The following is a 12,725-nucleotide window of genomic DNA, read 5'->3' on the forward strand; positions in this document are numbered from 1 at the left end:
GAAAAGGGGCCAAATGGCCCCTTTCTTTTATCGTTCAATTTCGCTCACTTTTTGTGTCTTACCTCGTTCGTCTTTTCGCAACAAATTGCGGCCAGCAACCAACCAACTCACACCCGGATACTGGTAATCGACTTTGGAGAAGCCAGAGGTGCCGTCATTGCGCACCGTTGTGGATCCAATGGAGTGGCGGTGTTCACTTGCCCAATTGCGCTCAGCCGATCCTATTGTGAGAATTTTTTGGGTTGGATGCGAATGAATGATTTCACCCGTAAATGACGTTTGAGGTTCAATGTCCGCTGTGTTGATCGTGCATCCAATGGACACCCCATCAGTAAAGACTTGAACGCTGTACGCATTGGTTTTGTCGATTGCTATGGCCGCGCAAGCTTCATGACCGGTCCTGTCTGTATATGTCCGAAGCTTGGCCCCGACCACTTTAAGAAATTCACTGAGTTCTTGATTGGGCTCAGAATGGATGGTCTCAATTTTTTCGCGGGCTTGGCAGTGCATGATGGACGCCACACTCAATGCCATTACAAGACTTGTTGACACAATTAGCTTCATAGTTTCCCCAAATATGGAAGAGATATATTTGGGTTAACAAAAAATCCAATTTAGTCAATACATCAAGCTTGATTATTCATTTTGATTTGCTAGTTTGAATGTGCCGGCAGCGCCCACCCCCTTCGCTGCTCAGGCAAGCCCCCACAATGGGGGCTTTTTATTTGGAAAACGTGCTGACAAAAGCTGTCGATAGTGGACTATCTCCGTCGGTATTGGACTAGCCGAGTCACTTTTTAGATTCAGTAATGGAAAAGAAACAGCATCTTCTGATAATGGGCCTTGACAAAGCTGCAATGTCTGTTTTCCTAAATTCACCATTAACCCAAAGGAGGCTCAATGAAACGCCGCAAGAATTCATTTATTTTAATAGCTCTTTGCATTGCTACAGCATTGAGCGGACCGGCGCTTGCCCAGTCCACAATCAACCTCGGTGGAGGAAATAGTTCCACCGATGACTCACCGGGGTACGCGTCCGGAACCATATTGATTGGGTATGACAACAACAATAGCGGAGTTCAAAACAATCTTAATGGTTTTGGTAACACAAGTATTTGGTCGTCAACAGTTGTTCCAGATCCATCGATCATGTACGGACTCACGCGAAACACCGCGCTTGGAAATTTCAATTACTTGCAAGGATACGGCTTGTACGCATCAGGAATATCAAACCGTGTCTTTGATGGAACCAACATTTTCGTATCGGGCCGTGAAAATACTCTGCGAGGACAAAATGTCTTCGTGTCAGGTGATCGAAATGTCAGTGACGCCTCTAGCAATGGAGCAACCGGGTACGGCACGGATAACGGGCTGTACGGAAACGCAGTGGTTTATGGATCAAGCAATAATGGTCACAGCGGCTTCATCGCAGGAACAAACAACTTCATTCTTTCGGAAAATGGAGGCGCAGTATTCGGCATATCGAACTACGAGCGCGGAAACAGGAACTACATTCTGGGGTACGAGAATCGTACTACCGAAACGGCCAGTGCCAATCTGTTGGCCGGCACGTACAATCAAGCCAGCGGAACAAACAGCACCTTGGTTGGCCACTTCGGAAACGCTGTCGGTACTGGCGGTTTGGGATTGGGCAACAACACCCAGGTCAACGGCCCTTGCGTGTCACTCGGAAACTATTCTGAGTGTAATGAAGCCAACACTGTGTCGTTCGGCAATGAACGCGCAAACGGCACAAAACGTTTGTTATATGTGTCAAATGGAATTAGCAGCACCGACGCAGTAAACCTCGGCCAATTGTCTGCTGTAAGCCAATCACTTGGCGGCACTGCTGGCTTCACCAACGGCGTTTACAACGGCTGGAGCGTGAACCTGGGCGGGTCAACCTACGGCAACGTTCACGACGCCTTGGTGGGCCTGGACGGCCGCTTGACGGCTGTTGAAAACAAACCCAATGGCGGAGCAGGAACGCCAGGTCCGAAAGGTGATAAAGGCGATCCCGGAGTGCCTGGCACACCCGGCCGTGACGGTGTTGACGGGGTTGCCGGACCCAAAGGCGATAAGGGCGACAAAGGCGATCGCGGCGAAACTGGTTTGGCTGGTCGGGATGGCAAGGACGGAATTGACGGTTCTACCGATCCGTTGGCTGTGAAATACGACGACGAAAGCAAATCCATAGCCACGCTGCAAAGCGCTTCCGGTGGATCCACCCGCGTGAGTGGCGTTGCTTCGGGGCGTATTGCTCAAGGATCCACAGACGCGGTGAACGGTGGGCAGTTGTGGGATATGGAAAACCGCTGGAACGATCGTTGGGAAGACACCAACCGGCGCATCTCGCAGCAAGACAAGCGCATCAACAGTCTTGGGGCGCAATCGATGGCGATGTCTCAGATGGCAATGTCCAGCCAAAACCTGCCGATCGGCAAGGTCTCGATCAACGTTGGCGCGGGCTTCTATCGTTCTGAGCAAGCTATCGCCGTTGGGTTCAGCACTCAGTACAACGAGCGCATCCGGTTTAACGGTGGCTTGACCGGTGGAAGCGGTGGAGCCGGTTTCGGTGGCGGTGTGGGCGCATCGTTCGTTTTTGATTGATCAACCCTTGCGGGTGACCCCCGCGTACAACTCGGCAGTACCAAAGGGGGCGCCGAAAGGCGCCCCTACTTTTTTCTTAGAACAAAAGGAGATTACTTATGATGAAAACAATAATTCTTACGCTGGCGCTTATGCTGTCTGCAGCTTCGGCGCAAGCCGCACACGTTCTTGCATCCGATATCACAGGCGTAGTTGTGGACGGTCAGGGCAAGCCGATTGCCGGCGCTGTGGTGCGGGCCTACCACCACGACACCAACAGACTGATTGAACGTCGAACCAACAACAAAGGACGCTACCACTTCAACAATCTGCGTCCGGACGGTGAGTACACCGTGTCGCACGCTGCTACGTCGTATACCGGCCGTGTCCTGTTAGGACAGACGCACCGCCAAAACTTCGTTGGAGAGCCCTTGCGCGCCGACTCACCAAGCGTTCTCTACTCCTGGATTTGGAGAGGGCCACGAAGTGAACGACAAACAATCACATGGTTATCCAATAAGGAGGGGTAATGGTTCAATACTTCAACGTCCCTTTCAGCGAAAAGGATAAAGCATATGATTTAGGAGCACGTTTCGACCGAGACTGTAAAACGTGGTTCGCCGATCAACAGCCCGTGATCGACTCCATGAAGCTCCACTTCGCCCCCGTCACCAACCCCAATCCCATTACCGATCTTGAGGGTGAAGACCGCACTTTCGGTGGAAACCATTTGTACATCCATTTGGTTCCCATGTCGTGCTGGTTCCACAAACTTCGACCAAACATCGATCCCAGCGATTGGAAACGATTGAACGCGGGATTGCTTTTGCGCTCTGAGCACAAGTGTGAAATCTGCGGCGCACAACAAGACCCCAAACGGGAAGAGTTCTTGGATGTGATTTTGCGTTGGGATTACTGCGATTCAAGTAAGACTCAGATTTTAAAACGCTTGGTGAGCGCGTGTCCTCTTTGCGTCAAGGCAACAAACTACGGCTACTCCAAACTTGTCGGTGAAGAGGATATTGTTCGCCAACACTTCCGCAAGGTCACATCAACGGACGATGTATTTTTAGATCAACACATCGTTGAAACTTTCGGCTTGTGGGCGCAACGGTCGGCCAACCATCAAAAGTGGTCGCTGGATTTGTCGTTGTTGACCAACAACGGCATTCGGTTGGCGCGTCGGGAACGGGTTGCTCCCGCGCATGTCTCGGACGCTCAGGGGGACAGTTGACGGCGCAGCCGGCCCGGTACGGCCGGTCTGAAAAGTACCATCCACGGGAGCGGCATTTGTATGCCCTCCTGTTTGAAAATGGATGCTGCTACATCGGGCAGTCCACCGATCTAAAACGCCGAGAGCATCAGCACCGGCACCACAGTGGAGGTTGGCTTGGACAACCCTTCACCATGGTTCCACTGTCCACTATCAATGGAACCAAAGCTCAGGCTGAGGATCATGAGTACGCGTGGCGTTACGTGGCCGTGCGCAATGGCTGGCGGGTGTACGGCAAGCCGCCGAACATCCGAGTCAACACAGTATTGCGTATGAACTCCCGTCGCCATGCGATCGCTCGCCAGTGCTCCTGGCCGGCCCAACAGCGTGGTGGTGGGTTCTTCAAGTGGATTGCTCTGGCTGCGGGGCTTGTCGGATCTCTGATCTTCCTAGCCCGCTTCTAACACACTGCGAGAGCAAACAAAATGGCCCCCGATGGGGGCCGATTTGCTGAGTGTGGTCCAGTCAAAAATAGGAACGTTCGGCGGCGTCTCGGCGCCGCTGCTGCTCTTCCTCGGACGGGAAGCCGCGATGCCGTCGTGAAACGTAAACCAAACCAATGAGAGCTAGAACAATCATCCCAGAAATTAAAAGCATGGCCGTTCCCCCTGTCATATCGATCTTCCCGGCAAGCTAGCACGCCGCTTCTGCCCACTCAAGCTTTGTTCTTTGTTGGCGTCAAATATTTTTGCAATATGCATATTGACCCATTCTTCCATTTCACTGGATTGCTTGATCTTACGCTTGTTCGCCACGTCGGGATTTGGCGGTTTACGTGAGGAAACCTGAGGCTTTGGGGCTTCCTTCACCATTTTGTCAAACATCTCTTGCACCTGGTCGCCCCAGTCGCCTTCGATCCCCGCGTGCAGAAGGTTTTCCTTGTTTCGGTCCAGCCCCATGCGATCGCGGATCGTCTCGGCGTCGTCGCTGCTGACGTACATGCAGTAGCGGCCTTTGGTCAATCGCGACAAGGCCACCATCATGGAACTGTTGTCGGTCATTCCCGGATTGCCCAAATGGAAAATGTCGGTCTTGCCCTGCCCTTGCGCGCCGTGAATGGTGGTCGCGTAGTTGTGGCGGATGGCGTTCCACTCTTCCGTATTAAAGGTTAACTTCCGCCACTTGCCACCCAACTCCGGGATCTCAACAGCGACATCGTATCCACCGCGCTTGTGGTTCGGCTTGATTGCTGTGATCTCGGCCGTTGTTCCGTTGATCACGCCCATCACGCTGTCCGATGCGGTGAAGCGAATGCGGTCACCCACGGCAATGTCCATGCCTTCAAAGTAGTTCTTGCCGATGGCTTGGATATGGAATTGCTCGCTTTTGACAATGCCGTTGTCTTGGAACCCTTTGCGGATCGCTGCGTTCAACGCTTTCAAATCGGCGTTGGTGTGCGCCAACACCAAGCGCTCTTCAACGGGTGCCTGCGAACTAAAATAGTCTTCAACCAGCACCTTCATAGCCTGATCGCGGGTGTTGTACTCGTCAATGCAGCCGGCGTCTTCCAACGCCTCCCACAAGCGGGCGGACTTGTCCAGGACATCATCGCGGGACTTGGGCGCGCGTGATTTTATGAGCAACCCGTCTTTGTCGTAGTCGTAGAACATGTTGACGATCCGGCGCATCTCTTCGTCCTTTTGGCGTCGGATCTCCAACAGGTTGCTCTCTCCCAAAACGTCGGAAAGAATGGACATGCCCTGCCCTGCACCCACGGGCTTTAGCTGTTCTTCGTCGCCTTGCAAAATCAGTTTGGCGCCAGCCTTGTTGCACCACGCCGACAACGCACGGATTTGAGGCACGTCGATCATTCCGGCCTCGTCCAGAACAACCACGTCCTTGTCGGTCAAGGTCAGTTGCTTCTTCTTAAGGTCGGAAAGGATCTTGGAAACAGAACGGCATTCCATTTTGCTTTCAAACTCAAGTTTCATGGCCGCCTCGTTTGAGACTGCACACCCCAACATGCGGTAGCCCTTGTCCCGATACACTTGGGAATAGAAGTCTGAAACAGTGGTCTTGCCCGTACCAGCAAGGCCAGCGGCGATGCACACACCACCGGTGTTCATGGTGATGTGCTCCAAAGCTCGGCGCTGTTCGTCGGTGACGGTAAACCCTTTGATCTTCTCGAGCTTGGCAATGCTGGCTTCGGCTTCTTTACGGTCCATCTTCCACCAGGTCTCTTTTTCACGCGACTTGGCCAGTTGAACCAACTGAACTTCAAAATCCGCCATCCACTTTGCCGCATAGCGGGCCTCAGTGTGCCGGCGAGCGAGCGTTTCGCCCATGTCGTCCACATGCAATTTGAGCGCTTTGATACACAGTAGATCGGACTCGTCTTCGGTGAACTTGTTGCACATGTTGAACAGTTCATCAGCGGACACGTAGCCGATGTTCTCCATCCCCAGTTGCTTCAACAGCGTGGGGTATGAGAACGCCGAGTCGTTCTGGTGCAGGTACTCCAACAACTCCTCACGGGTTCGCGGTTGAGCGCGCGTCCCCTGCTCCTTCATCAGTTCGTCCACTGTCGGGATGGATCGGTGCTTGCGCACATCGGCGACCAATTTATCAAAGTGGTCCATCAACTCTTCGTACGATGGCTCGTCTTTGTTTTTGCGGGTTTTTCGCCACGCTTCGGCGTCGGATGTGCCGTTGCTGCGCTCGTGCATGATCTCCAAGTGCCGCGTGGAGAACTCATCGATCAGATCACGGTCGTGCAATCCCGCCACTTCCCAAAAGCGTTGCCCAGTCTTCTCACCATGGGCGTTGATCTCTTCGGACTGGACTATGGACAGACCCGCTTTGCGAAGTTCGGTCGCTATAACGTTCTGGTAGGTCATGTCGCCCGCGTAGCGGAAGCGGAATATTTCCGACGCATCAAACGTGCTGTACTGCTTATCCTCCCCCTCGCACACGTTGTACAGCAGTGTGTGGGTGTGAATATGAGGTTCCAGGTTGCGGTTGCCGAACTGCAAGTGGTGTGAGTAGATCAACGATTTCACGTCAATCACATCCTTGCCGCCCTTACCGCGTCGGCATTGCGTGTACGCCTCAAAAATCTTCGTCATCGCGGCTTCAACGGCCTTCCGCTGCGCTTCTATGACAATCGATTTCATCTTGTCATCGCCCAACGCGTACAACAGCGACACCGACTTGGGTGGTGAAAAGGTCAAGTCGTAGCCTCCGCGACGGCCACCGGTCTCAACCATCATCACTGTCCCGTCTTCGTTCAAACGGGGCTTGCCCGTTCTGCGGTTGATCTTCGGGGTGAGTGTGGGCTTTGCGCCCGCGTTCTGACACAGCGGTTTCCCCGATGGGGAGAACCCATCGAACAAAGCCATCATGTCGCTTTTTTCAACCGTTTGTCCGATCAGCCCCAACTTGGCTGCAAGCTTGCCGGCCCAGTAGGACGTTTCAATGGTCCGTTTGGTCCCCTTTGCATAGTAGTCCGTTGCTGGATTGCTGCTGTCTTGAACCTGTGGCTTCTTTGCATCGTCCAACGCCAGTTCAATGGATGTGCTGGCCAGCAAGTATTCAACAACATCATCGCCTTTGGCGTTCTTCGCATTCGCTTTTAGTAATTTTATTCCAATCAAGATTGGCCCTCCGCTTTTCCAATCCTTATCGAAGCAAAAACAAATCTTTTGTCAAGCTGAAAGCCCGCCATTTGGCGGGCTTCAATATCACATGGCGTGGCGTCGTGATCTCATTTGTGGTTGTTCGTCACCACGACCCACTACGTAAGTCAAACTTGCGTTGTTCAACAGCCGTTCTTTGTAGGAACGTGACTCCTCGTCCGTGATCGTGACTTGCTTCTGCTCAGGCGCGTGTTGGAAGTTATTGGCTGCCAAAAGTGCAGCAGCCTCATCTCGTCCATTAGCCACCGCAACGTCAAGCGGCGATCGTTGCAAGATGTCAATCGAGTTCATGTCCGATCCTGTGTCAATCAGGGCTTGTATGCATGCAATGCTTCCGGACTCCGCAGCAAGATGCATGGCGGTTCGATGCAACGGATCTTGTTCGATGGGGTTTGCGCCCGCATTGAGCAGCGCCACCAAAGCGTTTAGGCTCCCACTTTTAGCGGCCAAGTGAACGGCAGGCGTAGTTCGCCGATGTGCGTTGATATCTGCTCCTGCCGCGATCAAGTCAGTCACAACCTGGCTGTGGCCGGCGTTGGCTGCGTGCTGTAAAGGGGTGAAATCTCCGTGGTCTGTTGCTTGAAGGTCGCCACCCAAGGCGATGTAGGCTTTGACTTGTTCCTGATTGCCAGCCGCTGCAGCTTGGTGAACGGTCAAACGGTGCTGTTCGCGCTTCTCCACCACGGGCTTACGCAAATCAAATGGCTTCATGCCTTGGGCATCCTGCGCTTCGGGATCGGCACCGGCTTCCAGCAAAAGTGTGGTGATTTTTGTACGCTCGCCAATAATTGCGTAGTGCAATGGGGTTACTCCGTATTCGTCCGCCGCATTCGGACCAACCGTCTGTATGAGTTCTTTAACCTGAGGAAGATCATCATCAATGATTGCCCCTTTGAATAATTGATTGAAATAGTTCACAACGCCCCCTTGATTGATCGAATGCACTCAATCAAGCAAAATTCGCGTCATTGTCAAGCTAAATGCCCGCCATTTGGCGGGCATTTGTTCTACATTCGACGTTTCATCCTCTGCGCCACTTCTTCCACGTGGCATTGGGACGCTTTGAGTTCTGAGAACAACATTTCTTTTTGAATGAAACTTTCCATGGCCTCTGCCACTTCGCTTTCACCACGGGTCTTGATTGTCTCCAGTGCCGTGCATGGAATGCAGCCACCCTTACCCGCTTTCAACGTGTGGTCGGCCCCCGCTTCCAAAAGCGCCAGAGCAACATCAGGTGTTTCAGCGTTGTGCAACGGAGTGAAGCCATCACATTCATAATTGTATTCACTGAAATTGTTCGGCACGGACATCACAGCGTTGACATTCGCTCCCCATTTGACTAACTGCTCCACTTGGCTGCGTGATCCTGCGCAGTGCAAAGGGGTACAGCCATTTATGTCGCAATCGTATTGTTCTAGCGTTACGGGCGCGTTGACATCGGCACCCATCTCGATCATTTTGCCTGCAAGCGTTGAGTCCTTGCGCTGAACTGCCTTGTGGAACTCCCCACATTGCGTGTGCATGTCCGCACCCCTCGCAATCAGCTCAATTGCCACGTCATCTTTCCCACTGGAAATGGCATACGACAAAGCGGATTGCTTCCAACCATCCTTGTCACTAAAGTGGTCGTTGTATCCAGCCGCATCGATCAATGCCCAAAATGCTTCTTCGTGCCCATTGTCCAATGCGGCTTTCCATGCGGGCTCGGGATGTGTGAAGTTACTCAGTGACATTCCATAAACCGGACAGTATTCGTCGGCGTTCCTATACTGGTTTACGGCCGCCCTCGTTGGATACCCCTCATCCATCAACTCCTTCACTTTATCAAGATCGCCGCTCCTGGCCGCATCAAAAAGATCAACATCCATTGCAATGTCGTACGGCGTCCGGCCCTCTTTGTTCTTCAACAATGGATCGAACCCGAACTCATCTATGAGAATTTTGGCCATTTCGTGGTCTGAGGTACGCGCCGCGTAATGCAAAGCGGTATCTGACATCTCACCCAATCCATCTATGCTGCAACCGTGTTTGTAAAGGATCTTCATTGCTGGAATATTGTGATGCTCGGATGAAATGAAAAACTCCTTATCAATATCGATTTGATCCTTCGCCTCCTCCAACATCATTTCAACAACCTCGGGCTTCTCTTGCGCTAATATCGACCCTTGCAAATAGAAAAAAACAAGAGAGCGTTCGTAATCTGATTTTCCAATCTTAAGGATGTCTCTTACAACATCGATATTATTTGCCCGCTCTTCAACTGACATATCTTGAATGATGCCGGCCATTTCATGTAAAACCGAATCATCCAAAAGATAATTTTTTGATTTCAATTCCTCAAAACGTTCTCTTGGATCCATAGTCACTCCCACACACTGAAACATCCAGCGAAACAGAAATGCAAGCTTTGTCAAGACTACCTAAACAGGTCTTGTATTTCCTCTTGAGTCATTGCGCCGCTTTGTCGATTTACATTCTCAGTGTTGGTAACAATATCTTTCGGTGGTGCTTTAGGTCTTTTTACCGCTGCGGGCTCGGTCACCCACTTCGCTTGTATCTGCCCAGGACGTTTCACCGGCAATTTCTGGCCCGGAAAGGCCAACAGAAGTGGGTTGTAGCCTGCCGATGCAACGATCGCTCGGACTTCAAACGCACCTTTACGCAGTTTGCGCGGGCCAAGCTCATTAGTGAGTTGATGTTCAAAGACAACTTGCCGCCCATCCTGGTGAACATTTGCGTTTTCATCATGCGACAAGGTAGCGGTGATGTTCGTTCCAAACATCTCTGCCACCTGCTTGCGAGTTTCAGACATCTGAAGCTGACAAATGATTTGCGTACCAACGATGGTTGGCAGGATCTTGGCGTCCTCTGGCGAATACACTTTTGCCAGTTGGCTGAGTTCCTGAATACCGGCAATAACGGTCACCCCTTTTGAACGGCCCTTGTCCACCAATGGAAGAATGTTCAAGCGGCCTGCGCTGGTCAATTCGTCAAATATGATGTAAATGCCACGATGGGTGTTGTCTGGAAGTTTTGGCGAAATCACTTCCCCAACCAAGATATTCACCATTGCTGAAATGTATGCACTGGTAAGCAACTCCATCCCTCCCCCCTGCACAATCACTTGCTTACGCCCCCTGTAACTGTCTTTGCTCCATTCAACGATCGAGAACCGTCGCTTTGTTACAGCCGGCCACGCGGCGGCTAGATAATCAATGGCTTGGGTGTTTGACATGATTGTTGACATGATAGAACTTGTTGTTTGCGACTCTGCATTTTCGATCAACGGAAACGCTTTTTTGTAATTCTCTAGAACAGTTTCCTGCATCTCTACGGCTGTTTTTGATAATTGATCACTCAAATCTTTGAACGTCCATCGCTTGGGCATCTCGGCAATCAATGTGCGTAACGCACCGACCACCAACATGCGCGCAGAATTCGTGAAGAACGAGTTGGCGCTCCCGGTTTCCTCGGGGATCATGCTTTTGGCAAACTCTTCCACTTGGACAGCCGTGTGGATGTCGCAGGCAACGTCCCAAACGTAGCTTCTTTTGTCGTACGGGGACAAAATAATCGGGCGCGGAAAAACAGCGTCGCTGGTCTTCACAACGGCCCGCTTCCACCACGGTAAAGACGGATCGACCCAATCCCCAGCGGAAAAATCTTCGTAGGAAGTGAAGTCACCTTTTACGTCATAAGCGAACATTTTTTTGCGAAAGCGGATGATCTGTCGAATGATTGCAATTAGGATTTGGGTTTTGCCAGAGCCCACCGATCCATAGATCAAGATGTGTCGGTTCAAACGCTCCTGGGCGAACCGCAGCAATGGGTGCAGCAAAATGGTGTTGCGCGACTTCCCCACCTCCAAGGCTGTGATCCGTTTTGCTTCCCGTATCGCGTCCTTACCTGTGAGCACACGCGGACCATCGATTACGTACATGTTGCGTGTCGGCTTCAAGCCGTAGAGCAAAGCCGCGATAAAAGCTAATACGGCGAGTGAAAAGCCCACCATGACAGGCCAGACCACGGATAAGGAACGAAGTGCTTCCCCGTATTCGGCGGCCTGCTGAATGAACATCGTGGTGAGGGTGAGGTAGTGCGCGCCCAAGTACAGCCCGGCAAGAGCGTGGTATCCCAATCCGAATGCCTCGGTGGGGTACGCCAAACGGGCAATGGCAATGGATGTGATGTAGACAACCGCAAACGCCGCTGCGGCAAAAAGCAGGGCTGTGTCCCAGCGCCGCACCAATGTGTGTGGTGCAACACTTTTTGACACTCGACCAAAAGCATTATGGATTTGTTCTGTCACGTAAAAGCCCCCAATAGTTCAATGCAATCAAACTAAAGAGGGCTTTTGAATAGTCAAGCTCAGACGGTGCCGGCGCCGAACATGTCGTATTGGAATGGAGTCCACCACGTCGGGAACTGCTGTTTGGCTGGGCACATCATTGCGTACATCAGGACAGCCTCGCAGGGCTGGTCAAATCCACAGATCTGGCTTTCAGTTGGTGCAGGGTTTTGGTAGGTGTACAGCATCATTTGCACTGTGTCTTCGCTCACACTTGCAACCATTGCTGGAGCCTTCTGACCTGTGCGCTTCGCGCGAATGGCTGTGCGGCATTCGGTCTTCATCTCAACGTGTGGGTAGTCTTGGAGAGTGGTCCAGTTCCCGCCCCACTCCAGATCAACAGCCTGCACCAACTCACCAAACAGTTTGTAACCGTCCCGTACGTGCGGATCATGCATGTTCCAGGTCGGCTTGCCGTTGACGTGCATCACGCTGTCCACTGCGTAGCCGTGGTTGTGGCAACTCATTCCGGCCCCCACGGATGTGACACCGGCGTTGCTGGCCAGCAATGCAGCTTGACGGGCTTCTGAGCGCATCCCTTCCATCGGGCGCATGTCGTAGCCCCGCTCTTTCATCACGTCGTAGACCGCTTCCAACTTGACCCGCAAGTCTGGGTGAACGCCTTTCAGCACCTTCTCGTTTTTGCTCTTTGGTTTGAACAACTGCCACCATTTGGCTGTTGTTGTGGGCACACCAATTGCCCCGTCTTGCGCTTGAATAATTGGTGTTATTAGTGGTGTTTCATTCTTTTGAACGTTGGCGAGTGCGGATGTCGATAGCAGAATAAGCGTGATAAATGTTAATAAATGTAATGGTTTCATTCGGCCTCCATTTCAATGGGATATATTTATTGAAAAAGAGACCCCAACTTTGTCAAGCT

General features: G+C 52.0%; 10 protein-coding genes. 4 read left to right on the forward strand and 6 right to left on the reverse strand.

Annotated features, from left to right (window positions below; translation table 11 throughout):
* Positions 1–27: 27 nt before the first annotated feature.
* Positions 28–534 carry a hypothetical protein gene (locus tag N5D45_RS06590; RefSeq protein ID WP_141650978.1) on the reverse strand — a complete coding sequence of 169 codons (507 nt, stop codon included), beginning with the start codon at positions 532–534 and terminating at the stop codon, positions 28–30.
* Positions 535–900: 366 nt separating this feature from the next.
* On the opposite strand from N5D45_RS06590, the gene N5D45_RS06595 reads away from it, so the two are divergent.
* The 4 genes from N5D45_RS06595 (at position 901) to N5D45_RS06610 (ending at position 4,266) form a co-directional block, all read left to right on the forward strand.
* Positions 901–2,610 (forward strand): YadA-like family protein, encoded by a 1,710-nt coding sequence (locus tag N5D45_RS06595; protein WP_004149671.1) that lies wholly within the window; start codon positions 901–903, stop codon positions 2,608–2,610.
* Positions 2,611–2,711: 101 nt separating this feature from the next.
* Entirely contained in the window at positions 2,712–3,119 is a 408-nt protein-coding gene (locus N5D45_RS06600; protein WP_176698898.1) for a carboxypeptidase-like regulatory domain-containing protein, read from the forward strand.
* Positions 3,119–3,823: a DUF5710 domain-containing protein gene (locus tag N5D45_RS06605; RefSeq protein ID WP_279938620.1), complete on the forward strand. Its 705-nt coding sequence runs from the start codon at positions 3,119–3,121 to the stop codon at positions 3,821–3,823. Before N5D45_RS06600 ends, N5D45_RS06605 begins: the two co-directional genes overlap by 1 nt.
* Before the next feature lie 56 nt (positions 3,824–3,879).
* Positions 3,880–4,266, forward strand: a complete 387-nt coding sequence (locus N5D45_RS06610; protein ID WP_154354657.1) for a GIY-YIG nuclease family protein — start codon at positions 3,880–3,882, stop codon at positions 4,264–4,266.
* A gap of 207 nt (positions 4,267–4,473) precedes the next feature.
* Here N5D45_RS06610 and mobF read toward each other — a convergent pair whose 3' ends face one another.
* From mobF to N5D45_RS06635, 5 genes are all read right to left on the reverse strand, one after another.
* On the reverse strand, positions 4,474–7,455 hold the full coding sequence (mobF, locus tag N5D45_RS06615) for a MobF family relaxase (RefSeq protein ID WP_279938621.1): 2,982 nt from the start codon (positions 7,453–7,455) through the stop codon (positions 4,474–4,476).
* Between the two features lie 87 nt (positions 7,456–7,542).
* The gene (locus N5D45_RS06620; protein WP_279938622.1) at positions 7,543–8,415 is read right to left on the reverse strand and encodes an ankyrin repeat domain-containing protein; all 873 of its coding nucleotides are present in this window, start codon (positions 8,413–8,415) and stop codon (positions 7,543–7,545) included.
* An 89-nt stretch (positions 8,416–8,504) separates the two neighbouring features.
* On the reverse strand, positions 8,505–9,857 hold the full coding sequence (locus N5D45_RS06625; protein WP_279938623.1) for an ankyrin repeat domain-containing protein: 1,353 nt from the start codon (positions 9,855–9,857) through the stop codon (positions 8,505–8,507).
* A 56-nt stretch (positions 9,858–9,913) separates the two neighbouring features.
* Positions 9,914–11,806: a type IV secretion system DNA-binding domain-containing protein gene (locus N5D45_RS06630; protein ID WP_279938624.1), complete on the reverse strand. Its 1,893-nt coding sequence runs from the start codon at positions 11,804–11,806 to the stop codon at positions 9,914–9,916.
* Positions 11,807–11,865: 59 nt separating this feature from the next.
* Complete coding sequence (locus N5D45_RS06635) at positions 11,866–12,666, reverse strand: M15 family metallopeptidase (RefSeq protein ID WP_164160776.1); 801 nt, start codon at positions 12,664–12,666, stop codon at positions 11,866–11,868.
* Positions 12,667–12,725 lie beyond the last annotated feature (59 nt).

This window comes from Stenotrophomonas sp. GD03819 (assembly GCF_029841665.1).
Taxonomy (GTDB): Bacteria; Pseudomonadota; Gammaproteobacteria; order Xanthomonadales; family Xanthomonadaceae; genus Stenotrophomonas; species Stenotrophomonas geniculata.

Excerpts from the sequence above, each read along its gene's own strand:
- N5D45_RS06625 (WP_279938623.1), bottom strand. The coding sequence starts at position 9,857 with ATGGATCCAAGAGAACGTTTTGAGGAATTGAAATCAAAAAATTATCTT.
- N5D45_RS06635 (WP_164160776.1), bottom strand. The coding sequence starts at position 12,666 with ATGAAACCATTACATTTATTAACATTTATCACGCTTATTCTGCTATCG.
- N5D45_RS06595 (WP_004149671.1), top strand. The coding sequence starts at position 901 with ATGAAACGCCGCAAGAATTCATTTATTTTAATAGCTCTTTGCATTGCT.
- N5D45_RS06590 (WP_141650978.1), bottom strand. The coding sequence starts at position 534 with ATGGCATTGAGTGTGGCGTCCATCATGCACTGCCAAGCCCGCGAAAAA.
- N5D45_RS06605 (WP_279938620.1), top strand. The coding sequence starts at position 3,119 with ATGGTTCAATACTTCAACGTCCCTTTCAGCGAAAAGGATAAAGCATAT.
- N5D45_RS06600 (WP_176698898.1), top strand. The coding sequence starts at position 2,712 with ATGAAAACAATAATTCTTACGCTGGCGCTTATGCTGTCTGCAGCTTCG.